The following is a 26,535-nucleotide window of genomic DNA, read 5'->3' on the forward strand; positions in this document are numbered from 1 at the left end:
CTTCGGGCATTGCTGCGGCCTGCCGCTGCCGGTTATGGCCGGGTCCGCCGGATGATCGTCCGCACGGGGCTGGCGGCAGCCGGTATATTGCTGTTCTTAACAGCCGGCGTTTTGATTTACCAGGCTGGTATCCGCCAGGCGCCACAAGCATTGAAGCTGGCAACGGCAAGCACCCATGCCGGTGAAATGAAGATCATTACTTTGTCTGATGGCAGCCGCATTACCCTGAACAATCAAACCAGTATAAAATACCCCGAAGAATTCAATCAAAACACCAGGGAAGTATTCCTGACGGGAGAGGCCTTCTTTGAGGTAAAACATGATGCCAACAAGCCATTCAGGGTGCATACGGATAAATTGGCTGTGCAGGTATTGGGAACGTCCTTCAACATACAGGCCTATCCGGATGAATCCGGCCTTGACGTTGCGGTAGCAAGCGGTAAGGTGGGCGTTTTCGCCAATGGTGCCAGGGACGGCAAGACTTATATGCTACTGCCCGGCCAACAACTCAGTTATAACCGTAAGAATTTGGCCTTCAGCCCCTCCACGATAGCAACGGCGGCGATCATTGCCTGGCAAAAAGGCACTTTGGTTTTCAAGAACGAAAAACTGGAAGCGATAGCCCGCAGGCTCGAAAGGTTTTACGGTGTAAAAATCCGCTTTAAGAACAAAAAACTGATGGCCACGGAATTAAGCCTGAAAGCGAACAACCTAAGCCTGGAATCGGTGATGAAGGCACTGGGTTCTGCCGGTGAATTTAACTATAGCATCAAGAACAAACAGGTGCTGATCTGGTAAAGCAGCAAAAAAACGATTAACCTTAAAAAAACTGCCTATGTAAAAAACGCTGAATATCCATCAAAGGTGGGCGATAAAAATAGAGCGAAAGTGGTGGTACACTTCCGCTCGGTATAGCTTTTACGATCCATCATTTTCGAGACAACAAATCATTTAAAAAAACTATGAACAATTATACAAAAAGTAATGTAATTCAAACCTTGTTTGTTATGACCAGATTTGCCTTCCTGGTAACTATCGTAAGCCTTACACTGACAGGGATCTTAATGGCGGCCAATGTGCGCTCACAAAACCTCTCCAGCACCAATATCACCGTAAAGATCGATAACGGCAATATTGCCGGCCTGCTGAACCGCATAGAACAGCAATCCGGATTTACCTTCTCCTATGCCAGGAAGTTAGGCGAACTGCCGCTTGACCACTATGAAACAAAGGCACAGCCACTGTCAGATCTGCTAACAGCCCTTTCAAAATCCATGCACCTTACCTATATGCAGGTCGGCCCGCTTATTGCCATCAAGATCGTCGAACAGGTGAAGCCCGGTAAGATCACCGGGAAGGTCCTGGACGAAAAAGGGCTGGTGCTGCCCGGAGCGACCATCAGGGTCGTAGAAACCGGGCAGGGTATCCAGTCCAACGTGGATGGTACCTACCAGCTCAGTCTGCCACCCGGCACCTACACGCTGGAGGCCAGTTATATTTCCTACCAGATCAAACGCGTTACCGGGATCACCGTAAGCGAAGGTAAAAGCACGCCGTTAGACATCGCGATGATACCCACTACCAATGCCCTGAATACCGTCACAATTACCGGCGATTATAAAAAATCATCTGTCGAAGGCTTGTATGCCAAACAGAAAAACAATATAGCCATGACCGATGGCATCAGTGCCGAGCAGATCGCCCGTACGCCGGATAAGAACATCGGTGAAACGCTTAAACGCATCAGCGGCGTCAGCGTGCTGGATAACAAATACGTGGTCGTCCGCGGCCTGGGCGAACGCTACAACGGCACGATGATGAACGGGCAGTTGATGCCCAGCACCGAATTGAACCGCAAGCAGTTCTCTTTTGATATTATACCGAGTAACATGGTCGATAATGTTACAGTCTACAAAACGATTACACCGGACAAAAGCGCGGAGTTCGGCGGCGGCCTGGTTGAAGTCAATACAAAGAACATTCCCACAGAAAATTTCTTGAGCATCAGCTTCGGGGAAAATTACAACGATAAAACCACCGGTAAAAACTTCCGGTCGCTGAATATCGATTCACGCAGCTATTTCGGCTCGGCCCCCAATGACCGGACTTTGCTAGGGCGGACGGACTGGAAGAACCTGGACGACATCCGGGCTGCTTATGCCGCACAGGGTTCATCTGCCGCGTTGTTCGCCAACAATTGGAAATTATATAACTACAAACCGCTTCCCTCGCCTAACCTCCAGGCTTCCTTCGGACGCGTTATCGGCCTGAAAAACAATGACCAGATCGGCATTATCGCCTCCGCGAGCTATCGCAATACCTGGCAAACGGCTGATGTTGTCATGTCCCGCTTCGGTTATCTCGGAGCCGACGGCGACCAGCCGGAACGTTATGGCTTTACCGGTAAACGTTATAGCTTTACCACCAACCTCGGGGGCATCGCAGGCATCGGTTATACCGGGGGCTCATTCAAAGTTTCGCTGCAAAGCACCTACCTGCGCACCTATGATCAGCAAATGTTGCTGGGTACCGGCGATCAGAATGATTTCCCGCGCGCGGTAGGCTATTATGACCAGGCTACACAGACCAGCCTGCTGCAAAACCAGCTTCGGGGCGAAAAGGGTTTTGGCAAAAACGGCATCAAGCTGGACTGGCTGCTGAGCTACACCGCGCTTGACCGGCAGAAGCCGGATAATCACCAGTTTGATGCCAATTATATCGGCAGCGAAGCGGACGGCCCCGATGTACTCAATTCGGATTTTTCCATTTTCAATCCCCGGAACCGGGCAGGCGGAATAGCGCAGCGTAACTGGAGCCGCTCGCATGAGAACAACCTGAGCTGGAACCTGGACCTGACGGTGCCGGTGAAAGCCAGCATCGGGAAAGTCCCCCTGAATACCAGCTTTAAAACCGGGTATGCCGGATGGCAGAAGGACCGGTTGTTCTGGGTTGCCAACACCAACAGTGTGGGATTCGCCGGTTCAGATCCGCAGGCGCTGAGCGAGGCCTTCGATCCGGTATTGCATCCGGACGGCCGGATCAATATATTGAGCTTTGGCGATCAGTACAAGAATAAGGCAAACCTGCATGCCGGGTATGTGATGCTGGATAGCAAGATCGGCAGTAAATTCCGTTTAACGGGTGGCTTGCGTGGCGAGTACTATGACCTGAACCGGTTTAACACCTTATTGCAGCGGTTTGTGGAAGGCCAGATCAGACAGAATAATGACCTGACCGATTATTCCGATGTCCTGCGCCAGGAACCAAAGTTTAACCTGTTCCCATCGGCGGGCCTTACTTACAGTCTTACTCAGAAAATGAACCTGCGCCTGTCTTATGCGAAAAGCATCATTCGCCCCGACCTGCGCGAGCTGGCTTACTTCAATGAATTTGATTACGAGCTGGGCGGTATCTATCAGAGCAATACCCCGGTCAGGTCCACCAAGATCGACAACTTTGATTTCCGCTACGAATGGTATCCTCGTGCAGGCGAGATCCTGTCCTTTTCGCTGTTCTACAAAAAGCTGAAGTACCCGATGGAAATCTACCAGTCGGAAACCAGCGCTACCTATGAACTCAGGAACGACCAGTCTGCCAAAAACAAGGGGATCGAACTGGAGGCCCGCAAATCACTCGCTTTTACAGGCCTGCCGGTTTTGCGTAATCTGACCTTATACGGCAACTTTACCCGGCTGTTCGCCAAAGTAACCCCGATGACCGTTATCTACCGCAACTCAGACCCGGCGCATCCCAACAGGATCATCGTAACGGATAACCCCGGCCCCGAAGTAGAACGCCCGCAGGCCGGTGCCAGTAACTATACCTATAATGCGGGTATTTATTATGATGATAAGGCCTTCTCGTTAAGCCTGAGCTATAATTATATCACGAACCGCGTCTTCCGGGCATCAACCGTGTACCAGAATTCGTTGTTTGAAACCCCACTGCCGTCTTTTGACGGACAGGCGACCGTCAACCTATTAAAAAGCAAGGCGCAGATCAAGCTCAACATCAGCAACCTGCTGAACCGTGCCGGTAAGATCTATTCAAAAAGAGACGGCCCTTTATCGAACACATTGTTGTACGAAAAGCGTGATTTTATCGATTACCAGGCCAACCCCGGCCGTACCTATGGTTTGAGTTTTAATTATAATTTTTAGACATCTATTTATGAAAAATATCAAAATATTAACAGCCCTGCTTACCGTATTTTCGGTCTTATTCAGCGCTTGCACAAAAAAAGAGGAAATTACCGGTAAAACCCAGTACGCAAAGGTGGTGGTAGACGTGGCCAACCTGCCCGGTACCCCAAAACTGGAGGTACGCTACCAGGGGCAGCTGATCGGTGAGGCACCGCTGCGGATCCCAGGAACGCTGGTAGAAGCAGCGGCAACTACCAAGCTGTCTGTGTATGTAAAAGGCACGGATGAACTGGTGGCAGACACGACACTGCATTTAAAAGGCGGCGAACTCACCAGCTACAGGGTGGCCTATAATAAGGAACTTGGCATTGCGGGCTGGCTCAACAGTAAGCCGGTAGCAGCAGACAGTATCTCCTTTCAATTCCTGAACAATTTGTCGGACTTTAATAAAACGCACCCGGTATATGATTTTTACCTTTTTTATTTCGACTTTAATATAGGGGATGCGGTACCGCAGGGATTCGTGATTCCTGATTTTCAAAAAGTTAAATTATACCCCACAGCGATCACGTTGCCCTGGGCCTTTCCGACAGACCTGTCCACCCCCATTTACTACCTGGGTAAATTAAAAGACAGGGCTACAGGCCAGTTTGTCACTTTTGGTTCCGGTAACGATTTTTTCATTTTTGAACAAGATTTAGGTGGTTCCTCTTTAATCTACAGTATCAATGATGCTAATATCGACACATCGGTGCCAGGCATAAAATTATAGTCGCTTATTATTCTATAAAAAGGCAGTGCCCTGAAAAGCCTGCCTTATATATTTAAAATATATACCATAGGCAACCCCGCAATTATTCATTAGTCAAATCCCTACATGCCCCAATTTAACGGAAAAAATGATCAACAGGACTTCCACAACCCTGGCTTGCTGAGCCGGGGGCTGTTCGTTGCATTGATGGGTGCTGTCTGCTGGCTGCTCATTTTCCAGGTACTGAACTTCCTTTCCCGCTGATTCCCGTACCGGAAAAGAACAATTTAATATCCCGGTAATAAATTACCCTTACCTTTGCCTGTCAAGGCATGGATTTAAAAGCATTAGCAGATAACGCGTTAGCAGAAAAGGTTAGGGTGAACCATGCAGGTGCCTTTGAGGAGGTCTTTAAACGCTTTTGGGAGCATTTGTATATTTTTGCTTTTAAGCGTTTGAAGGACGAGGACGAGGCAAAAGATGCGGTTCAGGATGTCTTCATCGGTTACTGGCAACGCGCAGCTACGCTGGAGCTGACCGGTACCCTGGAAGCTTATTTATTCAGCGCCGTGCGCTACGAAGTACTGCGCAAGATCGCCAGCGCCAATAAACAGGAAGAAAAATTACTCCATTACACGAACGTTGTATTGCCCGATTTCATTGCCACGCTTGATCCCCTGGAGCAAAGCGAGCTGATGCTGGCTATCGACCGGGAGATCTCGGCGCTACCGGCCCGTTTAAAAGAAATTTATCAGTTGAGCAAGGAAGAAAACCTGAGCATCAAAGAAATAGCCCTTCGGCTGAACCTGTCGGAACAGACTGTTAAGAACCAATTGAGCGCGGCTTTAAAAAAACTCCGCGCAGGGCTGAAAGAAGCGTTCATCCTCATTTTACTTTCCCGCCTTTAGAATTCATTGTTAATTATTTAACAATTTAATAACACGTATAGGATGGTACGATTTGCCCCTTTGACACGCATGTGTATATAGGGCAATATATGGAGATCAGACAACTCGAAAAATTATTTACCAAATACATTTCAGGCAACGCTTCGCCCATCGAACGTTCCGCCGTAGACCGCTGGTTTGAACAAACTGAAAAGACCGAGGTGGTATTAACGCCGGCTGAGCGCAACAGGATAGCGGGTGAACTGTTGCAGCGGACAAGGCTGGCGACAGTCCTGCCTTTCCGCGAGACGAAGGCCGTTAGCTATACAATGATCAGACCCTTCCTTCGTATCGCAGCAGTGCTGGCAATAGGTATCTCAGTTGTTTTTATTTACCGCTATTTCAGCTCCGCGCCGGTTGCTGAACAAACTTCAGCCTACCACATTTATCAAACCCGAAAAGGTGAACGCGTTTTACTGACCATGCCCGACAGCTCAAAGATCTGGCTGAACAGCGCCACCCGGTTCAGGTATCCTGCCGCATTTAATGCTAAAACCCGCGAGGTTTTCCTGGATTCGGGAGAGGCTTTCTTTGAGGTCAGGCATAAGGCTCAGCAGCCCTTCATTGTCCATTCAGGCAATCTCGATACCCGGGTGTTGGGCACCTCTTTCAACATCAGCAATGATCCCGATGGCCACCAGTTCGCCGTATCTGTAAACACCGGCAGGGTGTCGGTCATGCGGATCGACAGGAAACAGCGCCAGGTGCTGGCCCTGTTAAGCCCCGACCAGGGCCTGGTGTTAAATACGCTTACAGGAAAATATAAAACACGCGCTACAGGGATGCTAATGCAAAATGCCTGGAAGGATAATATGTTGTTATTCAAAGATGCCGGTTTCGGGGAGATCAAAAGAAAACTGGAAAACTGGTATGGACTCACGGTGATCCTCCAACGCCCGGCCGGCGGGAACTGCCTGTTCACCGCCAGGTTCAAAAACAAATCCATCAGCGAGGTGCTGCGTTCCCTGCAACAGATCAATGATTTTAAATACAGGATGAAAGGTAAAACATTGTGGATAGACAACCCACCGTGCAATTAATACACATTAAAAGATAAGGAGAGCAGCATGAACTAAACACTATTCAAATTATAAGCATAAAAAAACCGGGAATTGTTGACAGCAACCCCGGCTCAATGTCTTCAACAAGGGTCTTAATACTTATTAAAAACAAATCAAAGTAATGAAAAAAACATTAAATGGGATACTATTTAATTTATTTAAGCTAATGAAACTTTCTTTTATCACTTTCACGGCCATCGTTATCATGAGCGGCACGCTGTGGGCGAATAACAGTAAAGCGCAAAACATCAATAACGTAAAAGTCTCCATTAACGTCAAATCAGCAAGCCTCGACAAGGTATTGCAGGACCTGCAGCAACAATCAGGCTTTAACCTGATGTATAATGTAAACGCAATAGGTGCCAAAAAAGCAGTCAGCATCGCAGCGGAAAACCAATCCCTGCAAGCCGTGCTGGAATCGCTTTTTAAAAATACCAATATCGAATTCCGGCAGGAGGGCGAGAATATTTATATCCATAAAAGGCCTGCGCCCGGCAAGATCATCGGCAAAGTGCTGGACGAAAAAGGCGCGGTACTACCCGGGGCTACCATCAAAGTCGTAGAAACCGGGCAGGGTATCCAGTCCAACGTAGACGGCACCTACCAAATCGGCCTGGCTCCCGGCACCTATTCGCTCGAAGTCAGTTATATTTCCTACCAGACCAAACGCATTACCGGGATTTTGGTAACGGAGGGTAAAAACACGCCGCTGGATATCGCCATGATACCGGCTACCAATGCCTTAAATACCGTCACCATTACCGGCGATTATAAAAAATCATCTGTCGAAGGCCTGTATGCCAAACAAAAGAACAATACAGCCATAACCGATGGCATCAGCGCGGAGCAAATTGCCCGCACGCCGGATAAGAATATTGGCGAAACACTGAAGCGCATCAGCGGGGGGAGCGTGCTGGAAAACAAATACGTGGTGGTCCGCGGCCTGGGCGAACGCTATAACGGCACGATGATGAACGGGCAGGTAATGCCCAGCACCGAACTGAACCGTAAGCAATTTTCCTTCGACATTATTCCCGCTAACATGGTGGACAATGTCACGATCTACAAAACCATTAACCCGGATAAAAGCGCCGAGTTTGGCGGCGGGCTGATCGAAGTGAATACCAAAAGCATCCCCACCGAAAATTCGTTCAACATCACTATCGGGGAGAGTTACAATGATAAAACCACCGGCAAAAATTTTACGGGGCAGTATATCGGAACCCGCAGCTATTTCGGATCGGCAACCGGAGACCGTACTTTGTTTGGGCGGACGGACTGGACAAGCGCGGCAGATGTCCGGACCTATTATGCGGCCAATCATTCAGACCCCAAGCTGTTTTCCAACAATTGGAAACTGTACAATTATACCCCATCGGTATCGCCCAATTTCCAGGCATCGTTGGCCCGTGTCATTAACCTAAAGCACAATGACCAGATCGGTTTCAACGCCTCGGCCAGCTACCGCAACACCTGGCAAACCTCGGATGTGCTTTCCGGGCGTAACGGCTATCCCGGCAATGATAAGCAAGATGAATTATACGGTTTTACCGGTAAACGGTATGGTTTCACGACCAATCTGGGCGGGATCGTCGGCGCCGGGTATACCGGTCAACAGTTCAAAGTCAGCCTGCAAAGCATTTATCTGCGCACCTTTGATCAGCAACTATTATTAGGTAAAGGCGACAAATACGATTACGGGCCGGCGGTTGGCTATTTTGACCTGACCACGCAAACCAATCTCTGGCAAAACCAGCTCCGGGCGGAGCAGAAATTTGGAAGCCACGGTATCAAACTGGAAGGGTTGTTAAGCTACGCGGTCATTGACCGCCAAAAGCCCGATAATCACCAGCTGGACGCTCACTATATCGGCAGCGCGACCGACAGCCCGGATTTGCCCGCTTCCGATTTCAGTATTACTGCTCCCCAAAGTAACTTCGACAAAGGCGTGCTGCGTTCCTGGAGCCGGTCATTTGAAAAGAACCTGGGCTGGAACCTGGACCTGAGTGTCCCCGTAAAATTCGACTTCTTAAAAACGGCGTTCAATAATACCCTAAAAACCGGCTATGCAGGCTGGCGCAAGGACCGCCTGTTCTGGGTAGTGAATACGGGTTCCAACTACAATGCTTCCGATCCGCAACCCCTCAGCCAGGTTTTCGACCAAAGCCTTCACCCCGGCGGCAGCATCAATATCAGCGGCTTTGGCGACGATTACCGGCATAAAGCCGCACTGCAGGCCGGCTACGTCATGCTGGACAGCAAGATAGGCGGTAAATTCCGGCTTACCGGCGGCCTGCGCGGAGAGTATTATGATCTGAACAGCGTCAACACGGTACTGGACCGATTTGTGAAAAACCAGATCGATAAGAATAAGGACGTGACGGATTACAGTGATCTGTACGGAAAGGAACCCAAGTTTAACCTTTTTCCATCGGCGGCGCTTACTTATGGTTTAACAAAAAAGATGAACCTGCGTTTGGCTTACGCTAAAAGCATTATCCGCCCCGACCTGCGGGAACTTTCTTTTTTCCAGGAATATGATTTCGAACTGGGCGGCATCTACCAAAGCCAGTCGCCGATACGTTCCACCAAGATCGATAACCTGGATTTTCGTTATGAATGGTATCCCAGCGCTGGCGATATACTATCCGTATCCCTGTTTTATAAAAAGCTGCTGCACCCCATGGAGATTTATGACCTGGGCAACCGGACCTACGAGCTCAGGAACGACCTGTCCGCAAAGAATAGAGGCATCGAACTGGAGGCCCGCAAGTCGTTCGCTTTTACCGGACTGCCTGTATTACGTAACCTCACCTTGTATGGCAATTTTACACGCTTGTTTGCTAAAGTAACGCCGATGAATGTGGTTTACAACAGTGCTTTTCCGGGCCGTGAAGGCAAAATAACGGTTGTTGATGTGGCGCTGCCAGAAGTAGACAGGCCGCAGGCCGGTGCAAGTAATTATACCTACAATGCGGGCATTTATTACGACAGCAAACCGGTATCCCTCAGCCTGAGCTACAATTACGTAACTAATCGCGTATTCCGGGCATCAGAGGTTTACAAAGAATCCTTATTCGAAACCCCGTTGCCCTCCCTCGACGGACAAGTGACGGTTAATGTGTTAAAAAATAAAGGGCAGTTCAAACTGAACCTGAGTAACCTGCTCAATAAATCCAACCGGGTTTATAAAAAAAGGCAGGGGGACCTGGCCACTACCTCTTTGTATGAAAAAGGCGATTTTATTGATTACCAGGCTTCACCCGGGCGTACCTATGGCTTAAGTTTTAACTATAACTTTTAATTTGATCAACATGAAAAACAACATAAAAAAAGTATTATACACCACAGTTGGTTTATTACTGTACTGACTGCCTGTGTTAAAAAACAGGAGAAACCCAATCAGACCTTTTATGGAAAACTACAGGTTACTGCGTCAAAGCTCCCTGAGGATACCTCTGCTTTAGAAGTGCGTTACAACAATGTAGTATTGGGAAATGCGCCATTAAACCCTGCTGTACAGGTTGAAGCAGGCGCTCCCGGCAAGCTGGAAGTTTACATCAAAGGCACCAACGAAAAGATCGCTGATACTGCAATAACGGTCAAAAAAAACGAAACCTCAGCATTTCGGGTGGCCTATATCCCCGAGTTGGGTATAAAGGGCTGGCTGAATACCAAACCGGTGGGTGAAGATTCTGCCGCCCTGGTATTTTTTAACAAGATCGGGGATTTTTATACGGCGCATCCATCTGTTGACCTGTATATATTTGTCCTGGATTATACCACCTTTCAGCGGGTCGAAACCGGGATCGTGATCCATAATTTCGAAAAGACAGGCTTGTCTGCGCCGGTCGTTTTGCCTTATTACCATGATCGGGCAAGTTATCAGACCTATGTATATTCTGTGAAGTTCAAAGATAACGCGACGGGGCAATTCATCACCTACCCACCCAGAAACAGGGACTATTTCAACTTTGACATTGGAGTGGAAAGAGGTACCCATATCGTCTCGTTAACAAGCGCGGCCGGGATCATTGACGTACAGGGAATTGATCTCTAACAACCAGCAACAAAGGCAGCGCCCTGAAAAGCCTGCCTTTTATACTTTTTTCCTGATGCAAAAAGCGCCACTGCCATTTACGGGGCTGATTTTGATAACGTTCGCATAATACATTTCCTGTGATACCACGGTTTAGTGAAGATACAAAAGAGCAATGCACTCATAATCCTAACTTATTGTTAAGCGGGATGCTGACGGCAATTGGTGGTACAGTACTATGGGGAATAATCATTTGGGGGTTGGCACGGTAATTTCAAAGCGCGCAGCAACTGATTCCATTTGCACAGCCTGGTGTTATATCGTTAACATTAAGCTAACATGCAGTTGATAAATTTGCCGTGGATAGAAGTGTGAAATGAGTGCAAACCAGCAAAATGAATCAGCCTTACTGCAGGCCTGGCAAAACGGTGACGAGCGCGCGTTTGACCGGATTTTCCAGTTACACTTTTATAAATTGCTGCGGTTTGCCACCGGTTATACCAAAAACGCGGAACTGGCCAAAGAAATGGTCATGGACGTGATGCTCAAAACCTGGCAAAAAAAAGAGACGCTGAACTTTGGTGCCGACGGTATCCTTCCTTTTCTTTTCCACCTATTGCAATGTGCCCTGATCGATCAGTACCGCAAAAAAAGGATCGAACTGCTGGCGTTTGACGATGATACCGCCCGTGATCCGGTATCGGCGGACCGGGCAGATGACCGCCTGCATTACCGCGAACTGACAAACCTGTACCGTGAAGGCCTGCAACAACTCTCCCCGCAAAGGCGGCTGGTATTGGAAATGCGGCACGAACAGGGCATGAGCCGCCAGGAGATCGCTGACTGCCTGAACATCTCCAACCGTACCGTTAACCGCCACCTGACCGATGCCTTTATCATTGTCCGGCAGTTCCTGCGGGAAAAGGGGGATATCGCCTTACTGCTTGCTATTACTTTGCTGGCCGGTTATTAGACGGATTATCAGCCGAGGTAATCATACCCAAATTAAATTCAATTCTTCCTCCAGCCTAAATCCTCTAAATTAACTTCATCAATCGCCAAACAGGTTAATTTCACATTCCGGAATTTGTGTTATACATCCCGTTTACTGTGTTAATCCACCCTGATTGCCCGGGCTAAATTTGTATTGTAAATAATTCATCAACAATTTAAAATTTAGCAACCATGAAAAAAGTAGCATTAATTACAGGAGCAAGTTCGGGAATGGGAAAAGCAACAGCTAACATCCTTTATAGCCAGGGCTATACAGTTTACGGCGCGGCCAGACGTACCGACGAAATGAACGACCTCAAAGCCAAAGGAATGGGTATTGTTTCACTGGACTTAACCAACGACAGTTCCATTATGGAGGCCGTAAACACCATCCTTGAAAAAGAAGGCCGGATTGATATTTTGGTGAACAATGCCGGGTATGGTTCTTACGGCGCGGTTGAAGATGTACCCCTTGACGAGGCCAGGAGACAGTTTGAAGTAAATCTTTTTGGCATGGCCAGATTAACGCAACTGGTATTACCAACTATGCGTGCGCAGAAGTCGGGAAGGATCGTGAATATATCATCAATGGGTGGTAAAATTTATACACCGATGGGCGCCTGGTACCACGCCACCAAACATGCCGTGGAAGGCTGGAGCGATTGTTTGCGCTTAGAGTTAAAAGAATTTGGCATTGACGTAGTCGTTGTAGAACCGGGTATCATCAAAACTCCCTGGGGTGCAATCGCTACAGAAAATTTAAGGAAAACTTCGGGTAGCGGTGCTTATGCCAGTTTAGCCAATAAAATTGCAGCCAATTTTGAGCAAATGAACGCCAGCAAGCAACCAACTGAAGCCGAAGTATTAGGGCAAACAATTGCGAAGGCGGCTACCGACAAAAAGCCAAAAACCAGGTATGTAAAAGGTTATATGGCTGCGTTAACCATAGCGATAAGAAAATGGTTTGGTGATAAGGTATTCGATAAAGTAATTATGAGCCAGGTTAAGTAATAAAAAGTGTCATGAAGCAATATCACACCTCCATAACCATCAACGGTATGCCAAACGAGGTTTGGCGGGAATTGACCAACTTTAAAAGCTACCCCGACTGGAACCCTATTGTAGGCAAATTAACAGGGGAAATGAAGGAAGGTAAAAAGATTTCTACTTATATTGTTCCTTTAAAAGGCACGTTCTATCCTGTTTTGCTGCGTTATCACGAGAACCGGGAACTGCTTTGGCAGGGCGCACTGGGTGCAAAGTTTTTGCTGGCCGCCAAACATTATTACCGGCTAAAAGTGGTTTCAGACACCCAGACCGAATTGCAGCACGGGGAATACTTTACGGGCCTTTTTTCGTACTTTTTGCCGAAAAGTTTTGTCAAAAAAATGGAACTGGCATTTGAACAACACAATATCCTTTTAAAAAGCAACATTGAAAACAGCCAATAAAATGAAGCAAGACATTCAAAATATCAGGTCGATCAGCCAGCTGCATGAGATCTTTGGGTTTGGCAAACCTACCCATCCATTGATCAGTATTATCGATGTTTCCAAATGGGAGATCCCGGAACAATTTATCGGCGTAAAATATACCTCTAATTTGTACACAATTGGTTTAAAAGACAAAAGCTGTGGTTTGCAATACGGAAGGAACACTTATGATTTTAATGAAGGGGTATTGATATTTACCGCACCCGACCAGGTACAGTCCGTATCAAAAGCACAGGAATTAGATGAGATACAGGGATGGATGTTATTCTTCCATCCCGATCTTATTCGCAACACGCCATTAGGCCATCGTATTGAAGATTACAGCTTTTTTAATTACGAGGTTCATGAAGCGCTTCATTTGTCGGATGCTGAACAAAAGACGATTACCGATTGCCAGCATATGATCCAAAATGAGATCATGCAACGCATAGACAATCATAGCCAAACCGTGATCGCCTCTTCGCTGGAATTGTTATTGAACTTAGCCAGGCGTTATTACGAAAGGCAGTTCAACACCCGGTCGGCCCAAAGTTCGGATATTGTGAGCCAGTTTCATGCCCTGCTGAACAGCTATTTCAAAAGCGGGAAATTTGCGGAAACAGGGATACCATCCATTGAATATTTCTCGGATAAGATCCATCTTTCCGGAAATTACTTAAGCGACCTGTTAAAAAAAGAAACGGGTTATACGGTAACCGATCACGTCAATAATTTTATTATTGAAAAAGCCAAAACATTATTATTGAGCGAAGCAGAGCCCGTCAATCAAATAGCTTATCGTTTAGGGTTTAACTTCCGCACTATTTCAGTCGCTTGTTTAAAAATAAGACGGGACTAACTCCGCAGGAATACAGGAAGTTGAATTAGTTTGGTCTTGTGAATAATGACAGAAATTCACAAATTATTTTTTTTTCTGCATTTTGATTGGTCATCCCGCCCGGTTTTTACGGTTTGTAAGATATGGACGACCAGGACAGGGAATTATTAAAACGTTATATCAGGGATGACTGCAGCCCGCAGGAACTTCGTCGCGTAAAGGAATTATTGCAGCGGCCGCAATGGCAGCAGGAATTGACCGATCTGCTGCAGGCTGATTTTGAAACGATGGCCGACGAGGGCGCACCCGGTGCGGCTTTGGAAGACTGGAACCGCGAGTTCAGGGACAAGTACCTGAAGACAACCCCGGTAAGAAAATTGTGGCGCAGCTCCTGGCTGGCTTATGCCGCCGCCTGTCTTTTGATATTATGCACAGGAGCATATTTCCTGCAAAAAGGCCTCGGCCTTGCCGGTAAACAGCAAGCCGTTGCGATGCTTGTAAAAAGCAATCCGCGCGGCACACGTTCGGTCATTACGCTGCCCGATAGTTCCAAGGTCTACCTCGGGCCTGGCAGCAGTATCCGTTTCCCGGAACACTTCGCCGCTAACGAAAGAGCGATCAGCCTTTCGGGGGAAGCCTTTTTTGAGATCACCAAAGATCCCCGCCATCCCTTCCTGATCCGCACTGGCGATATCCAAACCAAAGTACTCGGCACCTCCTTCAAGGTCACCGCCTTCCGGGACCGGGCCTTCTCGGTCGAGGTAGCCACCGGAAAAGTCCGGGTGGATCGTCATATAAAAGGTAGCGGCAGCCTGCATTCACTGGCCGTACTGACACCGGGCCAGGGCATCCTATGGGATAAGGCGAATGAAAAGACAGCAGCCATCGGAACCGATCCGGCAACTTTGCGGGCCTGGAAAAACGGTGAGATCACCTTTACATCCAGATCCGTCCGGGAGATTGCCGCCGAACTGGAGAACTGGTATAATGTAAGCATCTACCTCGACGATAGTCAGATAACGGGAAGACATTTTTCATTCAGCGTAAACGGCACCCGGCCGGTCAACGGCGCGCTCGATATCTTATGCGCCACCGCGCACCTGAAATACCGTGCAACGGGCAAGGCCGCATTTGTGATCAGTACGGATAACCATTAAAAAAGAGGAGGACTAAAGCCAGGACATTGACAGATAAAAAAACCGCTCCGGCCAGGCCGGAAACGGCGTTTTGTAAGCTTCAGAGCAACTGTTTACCAGACGCGATGCTCATGAAAGCCCGATTAAAGTGCATTACACAACCTTAACATTCAAATTTATGCAATTTGTAGTACAACTACGTGCCCATATACCATTTATCATGAAATTGACCTTTGCCCTTTTAACGCTCCAGCTCACCTTTACGGGCGTTTTGCTGGCCGGCATGGTAAAGGGGCAGAACATAGATCAGATCAAAATCAACCTGAGCCTCAACGGCTCTACCGTAAAGGAAAGCCTCGTGCTGCTGCAACAAAAAAGCGGCGTACGTATTTCTTATTCGGAAGAAACCCTGCAAAAGGAGAGCAAGCGCATCACGCTCAGCAACGCAAGCATGATGGCGGGCGACGCCCTGCGCAAGATCCTGCGGAATACCCATCTGCAATACCGGCTGTACGGCACTTATATCATTATCGATGAAAAGCCGGCAGACCTGAAACCGGGCAAGGTGTTGGGGAAGGTGATCGACGAAAAAGGAGAACCCCTGCCCGGTGCGACCATCAAGGTCATTCAAACGGGACAAGCTATTCAATCTGCAACAGATGGTACCTACCAGTTGAGCCTCGTTCCGGGCACTTATACCCTGGAAGTCAGTTTTGTGTCTTACCAAACCAAACGGATCACAGAGCTGATTATTAGCGAAGGAAAGCTTACCCAGCTGGATGTCGCCCTCCAACCTGCGAACAACGCACTGAACGAAGTGGTGATCAGTTCCAGCTATAAAAAAGCATCGGTAGATGGCCTGTATGCCCGCCAGAAAAACAATGCCGGTATTACCGACGGGATCAGTGCCGAACAGATTGCCAGGACGCCCGATAAGAACATAGGCGAAACGCTGAAGCGCATCAGCGGCCTTTCTACCGTTGATAACAAATACGTCGTCGTACGCGGATTGAGTGAACGATACAACGGCGCCATGCTGAACGGGCAGCTCATGCCCAGCACCGAACTCAACCGCAAGCAATTCTCCTTCGATATCATACCCGCCAACATGGTCGAGAACGTCGTGGTCAGCAAAACCATCACCCCCGATCTCAGCGCAGAGTTCGGCGGGGGCCTGGTCGGCGTGGAAACCAAGACCATTCCTACCGAAAATTTCCTGACGATAACCGCTGGGGAAAGTTATAACAATAAGACTACCGGCAAATATTTCACCGGGCTGAAGATCGAAAAAAAGGAATATTTCGGCGCGATCCCGGATCACCGGAAACTGCTCGGGCGCACGGACTGGCAAAGCAGCCAGGACATCGTGGCCGCCGGTGCGGTTTCTGCTAAAAACATCGCGAATAACTGGGCCTTATACCGGTACAGTCCGCCCGTATCGCCTAATTTTCAAGCAGCCTACGGACATATATTCCCCTTAAAGGATGACAAACGGATCGGCGTTATCGCTTCGGCCGGCTACCGCAATACCTGGGAAACGCAGGATGTGCGCATGACCAGGGACGGCTATGAGCCTACCAATAATGAATTGACCAATTTTGCCGGTAAGCGTTATGATTTTAATGTAAACCTCAGCGGTCTGGCCGGAATCGGCTATACCGACGCTAAAAACAAGCTCAGCTACCAGGCGCTCTATTTCCGTACGCTTGACCAGTTGTTAATACTGGGCACCGGTGAAAACAGCAAAGGCCCGGGCGGTTTGTATGACCTCACCACCTATACGGCTTTATGGCAAAACCAGCTCAAAGGCGAACACCGCCTGGGCAGCAAAGGCATAAAGATCAACTGGAGCGGCAGTTACCTGGTTCTGGACAAGCAAAAACCGGATAACCGCGCGATGAACTTCGGCTACTTCCCTCAACCTGACGATCCTTTTTCGGGCAATACTGATTTTACCGTTGGCTCCGCGGAGAGTAATTTCAGCGAGGGCGTATTGCGCTGGTGGAACCGCGCTTATGAAAAAAATCTGAGCTGGGATGCTGCGCTTTCGGTGCCCTTTGCCTTCAACGCCGGTAAGTTAAAAGTAAGCAACACCTTAAAAACCGGGTACGCAGGCTGGCGTAAGGACAGGCTGTTCTGGGTATTAAATACGACCTCTTCCCGCTTTGGCAACAACCAGCCGATCAGCGAACGCTTTGACCCGGTCATTAACCCGCAGGGTGAAATCAATTCCAGCAAATTCAATGACGGTTATAAAGGCAAGAGGCCGTCTCATAAGCAATTATGAGGCGGTTTTTTTATGGAATATATTTGGATTGTGCTATTAGGGGCTGAAGCTCTATTGTGCAGATATTTCGTTTCTGATCGATTCTAAGAGCGTTTTTTGGAAAAAGGGGGCGAAAAGCCTCAGGCTTTCCACTTTCTGAGGTTATGAGCGATGGATAACAGGCCTATTTCGACCTCGGTTTTGGACATGCCTTTCAGCAGAAAGCGCCTGAAGCCATGATTATGCTTCAGTTGGGCAAATACCGGTTCCACATCGGCAGGCCTTCGCTTTCGGTATTTGATGCCCTGTTCTGTATTTAATCTTTCCTTTGCTTCCTGCTTGTGTTTTCTCAGGGAATGGTTCACCTCAACGATCCGGTTGCCCTGCCCGCTATGGCATACGCCACGCATGGGGCAGTTATTACAATTCTTTGCCTGGTAACGGCTGATCAGCTGTACATGGCCCGATGTGGTTATTCTTTGACCATCACCGATATGTGCCATCCGCTGGCCCATCGGGCAGGTCAGGTAGTTTTCCCCTTCGTTGTAATGCAGGCTGTCATTACTGAACGCTTTGATGCCTTCCTTTTGTTCTTTGTCGAACGTATTGTACTTGATATAGGCTTCGATGCCTTTTTGCTGTAAGATGCCGTAGTTCTCGTCTGAACCGTAGCCGGCATCGGCCACAACTGCTTGGGGAAGTGTGTTGTATAGTGCTTCGTATTGGTCTATGTGAGATGGCAGGGTCTGATAATCGGTAGAGGTTTGATGCAGGCTGTAGTTAAGGATGAACTGATCTTGTGTGGATATTTGTAGGTTATATCCAGGTTTAAGCTGCCCGTTCAGCATGTGGTCTTCCTTCATCCGCATAAAAGTCGCATCCGGGTCGGTCTTTGAAAAGCTGTTACGGATACCTAACTGCTTTTCCTGCTGGTCATAACGTTCCAGGTTTGCAGGCCAGTTCTTTCTGGCATAGTTCAGCTTTTGTTTGACCTGCTTGCTTACTTCTTCCTTGTCGTTCAAAGCGGCATCGATCTTAGCTATGGTTTCTTTTACTTTTTCAGGGTTGATCTCTTCAAAAGATATTGGCGTGGTATCTTTTAGTTCTTCTGCCGCAAGGCCTTGCGCGTACTTCCATAGTTCATCCAGCTGGCTTTTGATCTTCTCTTTACTGTTCTTGATGCTTTTGCCCCATACAAAGGTGTATTTGTTCGCCACCGATTCGATCTTGGTGCCATCGGTAAACACAGTCTCTTTAAGCGAAACGATACCCTGTTCTGCCAACAGCAGTACAATCTGAGAGAAGATCTGCTTTAAGATACCCGACAGCTTTTCGCTCCGGAAACGGTTTATGGTATTGTGATCGGGCTTCTTCATCCCCAACAGCCACATAAAGTGGACGTTCTGTGCCGCCTGGTCTTCCAGCTTTCTTGATGAATAGGTATTGGTCAGGTAACCATACACCAGCAGTTTCAGCATCAGCCGCGGATGGAAGCTTGATGCCCCGCCGCCTTTATACTTGCGGTTGATCGGTTTAACGTCTATCAAGTCAACTACTTGTTTGACTATGCGTACCGGGTGGCCCTCAGGTACTAACTCCTCCAGTTTATACGGTAAAAATGTTAACTGGTCAGGGTCATATGGCTTAAAAACTACTTTCGCTCCCATGCCTTTAAGTTAACAAAAATCACTCTAAAATAACAAGAGGCTGCCTCACTTTTGAGACAGCCTCACCTGATGTTCGACAACCGCATCGGCGAAAAGCTCAGGCTCGTGTGGGGCCTGCGCGCAGAATATGTCAACCTTAACAAAGTTAACCAGGTGCTCGACACGGCCTTTGCCAATATCAATAAGGGCAAACCCGAAAAAGACCAGTACGACTATTCCGACCTGCTCAACCGGGAGCCGAATCTGAACCTTTTCCCCTCCGCGAACCTGACGTATAGCCTGACCCCGAAAATGAACTTCCGCCTCGCGTATGCCAAAAGTATCGTCCGTCCCGACCTGCGCGAGCTGTCTTACTTCAGGGAATATGATTTTGAGCTGGGCGGAGCCTACACAGCCGGACTGATCCGTTCAACCCTCATCCACAACCTGGATTTTCGTTATGAATGGTATCCGAATCCCGGCGAGATCATCTCCATTTCGCTGTTCTATAAGAAACTCGATTACCCGATGGAGATCTACAAGGTGGGTGATAATCGCGAGTACGAGCTCCGCAACAACAAATCGGCAAAAAACAGGGGGATCGAGGTCGAATTGCGTAAATCGCTGGCCTTCACCGGCCTGCCGGTCATCAAACACCTCACCCTGTATGGGAATTTCACCGCCCTGGACGCCAGGGTTACGCCCATGCTGCTGAGCTATAATCAGCGGAACCCGGACAATCCGCTCAAGATCACGCCTATTGAAAATATCGGCGAAGAAGAAAAACGTCCCCAAACAGGAGCGAGCAACTTTATGTACAATGCCGGGGCTTATTATGACGACGGCCCTTTTTCGCTGAGTATGTCCTACAACTATGTAACCAACCGGATGTTCAGGCCGAACATACAGTATGCGTTTTCATTATTTGAACGCCCCCTGGAATCCCTCGACGGCCAGTTGGCCTTCCGGCTGCTCAAAAAACGCGCTGAAGTAAAGTTGAACGTCAGCAACCTGTTGGGCAGTTCCTCTGTGGTTTATATTAACCGTTACGACGATCCGGAGATCAATAATTTTAAAAAAGCCCCGAACACGCAGCAATTACTTTACCAGAAGGACAAGGACGTCGTTGACTTTGAGACAAAACCCGGCCGCACCTTCAGTTTATCATTCAGTTATCAGTTTTAACCATCCAATAACATGAAACATATAAAACTTGCCATCCTGATCCTGACCATGCTTGCCGCATTGTTTTCCTGTAAAAAAGAGGAACTTCGGGATGAAAAATACTACTACGGCAACCTGAAGGTTTCCGCACTGAACACGCCGGACCTTCCGGATCTGAGCGTATATTATGACGATGATTTCGTAGGTACGCTAAAGGCGGGATCGAACAGTTATCCCGAAAGAACATTTATAGTTGATAATAAAAGACGGGTACGAATCTACCTGGCTCCAAAGGGCGACCTGGTCGCTGATACCACCATAACGATGATCAGGGACAAAACGATCGAGCTCGTTTTCGCGTACAGTGAACTCTATGGGATATCAGGTTTCACCAAACGACTACAGGTCTCGCCCGATTCTGCCGCTGTGCAGCTGTATAACAAGTTACCGGCCAGTGTACAACCAAACGGCACGGTCATCGACGCGCACCTGGTTTCGTATGACCCGAATGCGGGCGGTTTTTACGATGTGGGCATCTATGAAGACATTCAGCGCAATAAGTTCCATCCAAAAACATTCCTGATACCGGCCCTTACCATTGCTTATATCGAGCTGGTCAACCGGGCCACAGGGGCGGTGATCACCGATGAGAACGGTACGGGCCAGTTTTATTTCACTTCCGGCAGCGGAGCAAACGCCGTCGCTATTTTAAACGCCGATGAAACCGGCACCGGATTCATGTTCACCTCAGCAGCCATTGACCTTTAGGCCAGCAGGCAAAATCGCAACATAAACAGCTATAAAAACGGCTGCCCTTACGCGGCAGCCGTTTTAACCTGCCAATTCCTTTCAAAAAAGAACACGATAACTACGCACCACGGGTAGTTCAAGATGATATATATGCAAGGCATCAACAAAACACAGCACGGGCACCTCATCGCTGCCTTAACACAATTGCAGCAATTACTAGCGCAAAACGGCGAGGTAAAGGCCATGCAACAAGCCGCGATCTACCAGGAGGAGCTGGAAAGCATGATGGCTGGTTATGAGCGGCTGCTTGCCGAATTGCTGACCCAGATCATCGCCTACCGCGAACAGTACGACGAGGCTAAGATCAAATTCTTAAGCGTCAAGCTGAAGGAACTGAAGAAAGTGATCCCGCAAGAATCCCTGGTGTTTTTCCTGCTGAAGCAAAATATCCAGCAGGCTTACGGCACCTAACCTTAATATGAATTGTGACCAAGGGCAGTGCAGCAATGCCTGCCCTTTTTTAAGACTTTAATGATGCGCAACACTTATATCGCCATTTCAATTTTACTGGTACTGGACATAGCCGTTTTGCTGTTGGCCCGCTGGTTTGACCGGCGGTATTATGTGCCCTTCCTAATAGCTATGAATAAGCAAAAAAAAGAACCGGAATATAACCCGTATTTGATCCGCCTGGGCTTGATGGCCGCAGGCGGCGGGTTGGTGGTTTATGCCCTTGTCGCCGCTATTTGGTGGCAATGTCAAAGATGAAAATTTGGCGACATAACGACCATTACCTGCTTGGGCAAGCTCGTCGTCTTTTATACGGATGTTACTGCGTTATTCCCACCGCCGTGACCATTGCTGGCACTTTAGTGCCGAAGATCAGATTATCAATATAAATGCTCAACCGTGAAATCCCCTGAATACTACAAATATAAAAGAGGCTGTACCTTGATTGATACAGCCTCTTTATTCTTGTTAAGCACCATAAGCCAACCTAACAATTGCTTTCAGCATTAAAATAGCAGCCTTCTTATTTGGGATTTCCTTATCAGGTCTATTGGCTCCATTTTCAGTAAAGCTCCTTTAGATACTCATGCCGTTTTCCACTGATACGCATATAAGCTTATTTTTTATTTGAAAATAGCCGAAAGATCAGACATATCGTAGCCTTGCAATACCTTATTCTTTTCAGACAGATAGGGTGAAATTGAAAGTAATTGACTGTCTCCCTTTTTAAAATCAGTGAAAGTTAGAAATCGTTGATAGGGATTTGACTGCGCATCGTCTGAAACATTTTCCAGACTTGTATAAGGTAGATCTTCTGTGCCGGCTTTGTAAACCAATAAGTAATAAGAGTGATCTGGTTTTAAAGGCGCAAATTCTATAAAATCGCCGAAAGTCCCGGTAATATTTTTTACCTTGATATAAGGTACAATTTCATATGTATTGTCGTCAACGTCCAAAAATTCGAGATCTACCGGGCCACCGTAAAAATCTTTAAAAGTGGTGCTGAACCTGAACCGGAAACCCATATTATCAGGGTTGCTAACAGGCGTAAGCACTATGTTATCAGACAGCGTGGCACCATCATAAAAGAAATTTTTAACCTGATTAAACGGCTTTTCGGCAACCTCAAATTCTTTAATTATTTTACCATCCGCTTTTTTACGCAATTGTATCTTATCTCCGGGAGTAAAGAGCCCTCCTGTAAACGGTACTTTGCCAGCAGGAATCGTACCCAATACCTTATTATTAAAAATCAGCTCCAGGGTATCTGTGGTCAGTACCGCACCCCGGATATTAAAGTTTACAGGGCTTGTACCCTTCTCCGGGTTTAATAACTGTTCCTTTTTACAAGCCGACAAAAGAATCGGAAAAAGAAAAACGATGTATTTTATTTTATGCATATCATATAATTTAAAGTAGTGTTTTTTTTCGCCCCGGTTATTCGGTTTATTCAAAGTTTTAAATAGCCCTGTTAATATCAAATCTGTATTCATGATATATGCGCTTTGTTAAAAATTATAAGTAAGCGATGTACTGTAGGTGCGGCCAAATTTCTGTTGAAATCTAATTTGGTCGCCATTTTCATAATTATTGCTGAACCCGGGTTTCAGGCGGTAACCTTTGCTTTTATCGCCACCCATTTCATAGCTGGCTGTATTCCTATAAAAAACTGAGGCATTGTTGGTGAGGTTACCGGCGTTGAGCTTAATTTCTATTTTGTTTTTCAAAAACCGGTAACTAACCTGAAGATCAAACTGTTCCCGCGGCTTTTCATAATCAATAAGCGTGGGATCATCGCTCACGATATAGGTTTTATAACCAGATTTATTATAAGCTGCATTCAAACCGAAATGTTTGCCTGTGTATTGAAAACCAGCATTGTATAAATAGGGAGACTGCCCGTACATGGCCCTCTTTTGCGCAACAGGAACCTGCAAGTTGGGTTTTCCAGCTTCCGGGTTTTCTACAGCGTAGGTTGCCTGAACGGTTGATTTTTGCAGGGTAAGGTTGCCATAAACCGTTACGTTTTTTAAGATGCCCTCAGCAGCGATAAAGCCGAGGCTTTTACGCGCCTCAAATTCCAAACCGTATACTTTTGCCCAATCGGCGCTTTGCAGGTAATAATTATCGCTACCATTGTAAAAGTAGGTCAGTTCTGCAGGTTTATCAAAACGCTTATAGTAGCCCCCTACAGAAATAATCTCGCCCAACCCCGGGAACCACTCTGTTTTCAGGTCATAACTATTAATGCGGGTACTGTACAAACCTTTATTACCATATAAACCATCCAGGTAAGGGCTATATCTGAAAAATGGGTTATTGTCCATCAATTCGGGCCTTACCACACTGCTGGAAACCGCTCCCCTGATATTGAGGGATTGTATAGGGCTATAGGTTAAATTTGCCGATGGGAGCCATTGCCAAAGCTTGTCGGGCTTTACGCTGAATACGCCTACAGATTCTTTGTTATTTGTTCCGTATTTGATCTCGGTATATTTGTAATATTCACTTCGGATTCCCCATACTAACCTCAGTTTATCTAAGATCCTGTTGTCGAGCATGATATACCCTGCGTGCGTTTGGCTTTTACCCTCGTAATTATCTACAAAAAATGGTTGGATACCATAACTGTACTTATCATAAGTAAGGTTACCCTGGCTTATCATCTGGCTTATGGGTATGTAACTTAAACTATCGGGGAGTCGGTTATTGGCTACGAGGGCCGCAATCTGCCAAGCAAATTCTGCCTTTTTTTGATTGCCAAAATAACCGGTTTTTATATTACTACGGATTCCCGCCAGGGTAAAAGGCAAGGTGCCCGACAAGTTCCATGAATAATGGCGCTCTTTATTCTCGGAATGCTGACGTGAAGTTTGTGTTATCGAAGGTTCAGTAATAGTACCAGTAGAGTAAAAATATTTATATTCATCGCCCACCAAAAAGGATCTGCTTGAGGCAATAATGGCATCCTTTTCCTGCCTGTTTATAGAAGTTCTGGCAAAATCCCAGTCAATTTTTACTTTTCCTAACTGATGCTGTCCGCTTAGTTTGTTTTGCAATAGATCAGTATAGGTTGGATCATCAGCTTCCTTGATCCGCATGAAGTCACTTCCGTCGATTGTTGAGCCATTAATTCTCACCAGGGTATTATCGTAAACATGCGTATAGGTATTACGAAAACTGAACCGGTTTTTCCCCAATTGCAAACCCATGTTAAACAAAGCGCCCAGGGTGGTATTAAAACTATACGCTGCTCCCTGATTATCGGGCGCGTTCGGGTTCCAATCGCCCCTGTTCTGGTTATGGATAATATTGATATTTTGCGTATTGCGGTAACTGATAGCGCCGGTAAAACCCAGCTTATTATTGCTGCTCGTATCTAACTTTAACAAACGTCCAATAGAAAACTGGTAATTTTGTGAGGGTGCCGTTTTATATTGATAGACGGTGAAATTATCGTTCGTAAACTTTTTACTTTGATCGGTTACCTTTTTTTGAAAATCCGCTTCCGAAAGCTCACTTTGGGTGTTAGGGCTCGTGTTTCTGTTGGTCTGTACTAATCCCGTAGGGAAATCCCTTCGACCATCGTCAAAACCCAGGTAGTCATACTTGCCGCGTTGATGGCTCAGAAAGTCCTTACCGGTGCTTTGGTCATTATAAGAAGCACCGGCGGTAAAACTCATAAAGTTTTCGTTGGGAATATCCTTTGTATTAACCTGTATAAGGCCGCCGCCAAAGCTGGCGTTCATATCCGGAGTAACCGTTTTGCTTACTACCACGTTATCTACCAGGCCTGACGGAATCATATCAAACGAGAAATTACGGCTTTGGGCTTCGGTACTGGGCAACACGGTTCCATCCATCATGGCGGTATTGTAACGCTCGCCAATTCCCCTAACCAGCACAAACTTATTGTCTACCGTGCTTACACCACTGATCCTTTTCAGGCTTTCACCTATATTTTTGTCGGGCGTTCGGGCCAGTTGCTCTGCACTGATGCCATTGCTGATCTCGGAAGCATTTTTTTGCTTGACCAGAAGGCCTTCCACAGAGGCCTTTTTGTACCCGGAAGTAATCACCACTTCTTTCAATCCCCTCGAATCTGTTTTCAAAGAAATATCAAGCGGCGTATTTTTACCTTCTGTTACGATCACACCGGTAACCCGGTGCGTAGCGAAAGATACGTAGCTGAATTCCAGCGTATAGGTACCGGGCAGCAGGCTTAAGATATAACTGCCATCCGCACCGGCCTGCGTACCCGCACCGGTTTCCACAACTTTAACGTTTGCCCCGGGCAGGGTTTCTCCTTTGTCGTCAACAATTTTGCCAGAAATGTGGCCGGGTTTGGCGGGAACCGGGGTTCTTGTAACGGCGATCATCGAGCCGGATTGGGTAAATTTTAAACGGTATATCCGGGAAATATCCTGCAGCACATCCTGCATGCTCGCGGCTCTGTTTTTCAGCCTGACGTTCGCAACGTCGCCAATGTCCGCTGCATAATAAAAGCTGATACCTGATTGCTGCTCAAGTTCTTTAAAGACGTTTTTTAGCAATGAGGTTTTGGTGACGTTTACCTTTATTTCTTTAAGGTCCTGAGATCTTACATCCCTGGCCATCAAAAGGCCTGAAGTAGTCAATACGGCGATCACTGCGAGAAAAGTTAGTCTCGACATTTGATATAGGAGTTTAATTACACTTTTTTTTGTAAAATTGTACATAGCTTATTGGAATGAATTTGTTGTGTTAACTGCAAATGATCGCTGAAGCTTATGGGAACGGAGGAGGTGAAGGCCCTCCGTTTCTGCTTACAGGCCATTTTA

Annotated in this window: 20 protein-coding genes and 1 pseudogene; 18 read left to right on the top strand and 3 right to left on the bottom strand. The window is 47.2% G+C overall.

Annotated elements, in window-relative coordinates; translation table 11 throughout:
* The first annotated feature begins 9 nt into the window (after positions 1 to 9).
* The 14 genes and pseudogenes from BDD43_RS17445 to BDD43_RS17505 all read left to right on the top strand — a co-directional run bounded on the left by BDD43_RS17445 (position 10) and on the right by BDD43_RS17505 (position 17,666).
* Positions 10 to 798, top strand: coding sequence for a FecR family protein (locus BDD43_RS17445; RefSeq protein ID WP_121198885.1), 789 nt, complete (start codon positions 10 to 12; stop codon positions 796 to 798).
* Positions 799 to 962: 164 nt separating this feature from the next.
* Positions 963 to 4,160, top strand: a complete 3,198-nt coding sequence (locus tag BDD43_RS17450) for a TonB-dependent receptor (protein WP_246001633.1) — start codon at positions 963 to 965, stop codon at positions 4,158 to 4,160.
* Positions 4,161 to 4,170: 10 nt separating this feature from the next.
* Positions 4,171 to 4,914 carry a hypothetical protein gene (locus tag BDD43_RS17455; RefSeq protein WP_121198886.1) on the top strand — a complete coding sequence of 248 codons (744 nt, stop codon included), beginning with the start codon at positions 4,171 to 4,173 and terminating at the stop codon, positions 4,912 to 4,914.
* A gap of 311 nt (positions 4,915 to 5,225) precedes the next feature.
* Entirely contained in the window at positions 5,226 to 5,801 is a 576-nt protein-coding gene (locus BDD43_RS17460) for an RNA polymerase sigma factor (RefSeq protein WP_121198887.1), read from the top strand.
* Between the two features lie 71 nt (positions 5,802 to 5,872).
* Positions 5,873 to 6,880, top strand: a complete 1,008-nt coding sequence (locus tag BDD43_RS17465; RefSeq protein WP_147425674.1) for a FecR family protein — start codon at positions 5,873 to 5,875, stop codon at positions 6,878 to 6,880.
* Between the two features lie 142 nt (positions 6,881 to 7,022).
* A complete protein-coding gene (locus BDD43_RS17470; RefSeq protein ID WP_121198889.1) occupies positions 7,023 to 10,205 on the top strand; it encodes a TonB-dependent receptor domain-containing protein in 3,183 nt (1,060 codons plus the stop codon).
* 165 nt (positions 10,206 to 10,370) lie between these two features.
* Positions 10,371 to 10,961: a hypothetical protein gene (locus tag BDD43_RS17475; protein WP_121198890.1), complete on the top strand. Its 591-nt coding sequence runs from the start codon at positions 10,371 to 10,373 to the stop codon at positions 10,959 to 10,961.
* Positions 10,962 to 11,316: 355 nt separating this feature from the next.
* On the top strand, positions 11,317 to 11,913 hold the full coding sequence (locus tag BDD43_RS17480) for a sigma-70 family RNA polymerase sigma factor (RefSeq protein WP_121198891.1): 597 nt from the start codon (positions 11,317 to 11,319) through the stop codon (positions 11,911 to 11,913).
* A 212-nt stretch (positions 11,914 to 12,125) separates the two neighbouring features.
* The gene (locus tag BDD43_RS17485) at positions 12,126 to 12,944 is read left to right on the top strand and encodes an oxidoreductase (protein WP_121198892.1); all 819 of its coding nucleotides are present in this window, start codon (positions 12,126 to 12,128) and stop codon (positions 12,942 to 12,944) included.
* 11 nt (positions 12,945 to 12,955) lie between these two features.
* Entirely contained in the window at positions 12,956 to 13,384 is a 429-nt protein-coding gene (locus BDD43_RS17490) for an SRPBCC domain-containing protein (RefSeq protein ID WP_121198893.1), read from the top strand.
* Positions 13,385 to 13,844: 460 nt separating this feature from the next.
* Positions 13,845 to 14,159: pseudogene (locus tag BDD43_RS31090) on the top strand (AraC family transcriptional regulator); the annotation flags it as partial.
* Between the two features lie 80 nt (positions 14,160 to 14,239).
* Positions 14,240 to 14,293, top strand: a complete 54-nt coding sequence (locus BDD43_RS31095) for a hypothetical protein (protein ID WP_394339635.1) — start codon at positions 14,240 to 14,242, stop codon at positions 14,291 to 14,293.
* A 93-nt stretch (positions 14,294 to 14,386) separates the two neighbouring features.
* Positions 14,387 to 15,400, top strand: coding sequence for a FecR family protein (locus BDD43_RS17500; RefSeq protein WP_121198894.1), 1,014 nt, complete (start codon positions 14,387 to 14,389; stop codon positions 15,398 to 15,400).
* Between the two features lie 199 nt (positions 15,401 to 15,599).
* The gene (locus BDD43_RS17505; protein ID WP_246001635.1) at positions 15,600 to 17,666 is read left to right on the top strand and encodes a TonB-dependent receptor; all 2,067 of its coding nucleotides are present in this window, start codon (positions 15,600 to 15,602) and stop codon (positions 17,664 to 17,666) included.
* Positions 17,667 to 17,785: 119 nt separating this feature from the next.
* Here the strand turns inward: BDD43_RS17505 and BDD43_RS17510 are convergent, their stop codons facing one another.
* Complete coding sequence (locus tag BDD43_RS17510) at positions 17,786 to 19,312, bottom strand: IS1182 family transposase (protein ID WP_121195523.1); 1,527 nt, start codon at positions 19,310 to 19,312, stop codon at positions 17,786 to 17,788.
* A 69-nt stretch (positions 19,313 to 19,381) separates the two neighbouring features.
* Here BDD43_RS17510 and BDD43_RS17515 point away from each other — a divergent pair, with 69 nt between their 5' ends.
* The 4 genes from BDD43_RS17515 to BDD43_RS17530 all read left to right on the top strand — a co-directional run bounded on the left by BDD43_RS17515 (position 19,382) and on the right by BDD43_RS17530 (position 21,973).
* Positions 19,382 to 20,476 (top strand): TonB-dependent receptor domain-containing protein, encoded by a 1,095-nt coding sequence (locus BDD43_RS17515; protein ID WP_121198895.1) that lies wholly within the window; start codon positions 19,382 to 19,384, stop codon positions 20,474 to 20,476.
* 12 nt (positions 20,477 to 20,488) lie between these two features.
* Positions 20,489 to 21,223 (top strand): hypothetical protein, encoded by a 735-nt coding sequence (locus BDD43_RS17520; protein ID WP_121198896.1) that lies wholly within the window; start codon positions 20,489 to 20,491, stop codon positions 21,221 to 21,223.
* 123 nt (positions 21,224 to 21,346) lie between these two features.
* On the top strand, positions 21,347 to 21,676 hold the full coding sequence (locus BDD43_RS17525; protein ID WP_246001637.1) for a hypothetical protein: 330 nt from the start codon (positions 21,347 to 21,349) through the stop codon (positions 21,674 to 21,676).
* A gap of 60 nt (positions 21,677 to 21,736) precedes the next feature.
* Positions 21,737 to 21,973 carry a hypothetical protein gene (locus BDD43_RS17530; RefSeq protein WP_246001639.1) on the top strand — a complete coding sequence of 79 codons (237 nt, stop codon included), beginning with the start codon at positions 21,737 to 21,739 and terminating at the stop codon, positions 21,971 to 21,973.
* 365 nt (positions 21,974 to 22,338) lie between these two features.
* On the opposite strand, the gene BDD43_RS17535 is transcribed toward BDD43_RS17530, so the two are convergent.
* A complete protein-coding gene (locus BDD43_RS17535; RefSeq protein ID WP_121198897.1) occupies positions 22,339 to 23,208 on the bottom strand; it encodes a hypothetical protein in 870 nt (289 codons plus the stop codon).
* Between the two features lie 15 nt (positions 23,209 to 23,223).
* Positions 23,224 to 26,388: a TonB-dependent receptor gene (locus BDD43_RS17540; protein WP_162847107.1), complete on the bottom strand. Its 3,165-nt coding sequence runs from the start codon at positions 26,386 to 26,388 to the stop codon at positions 23,224 to 23,226.
* Between the last annotated feature and the right edge of the window lie 147 nt (positions 26,389 to 26,535).

Origin of the sequence: Mucilaginibacter gracilis (assembly GCF_003633615.1) — a bacterium.
In the GTDB taxonomy this organism is placed as follows: domain Bacteria; phylum Bacteroidota; class Bacteroidia; order Sphingobacteriales; family Sphingobacteriaceae; genus Mucilaginibacter; species Mucilaginibacter gracilis.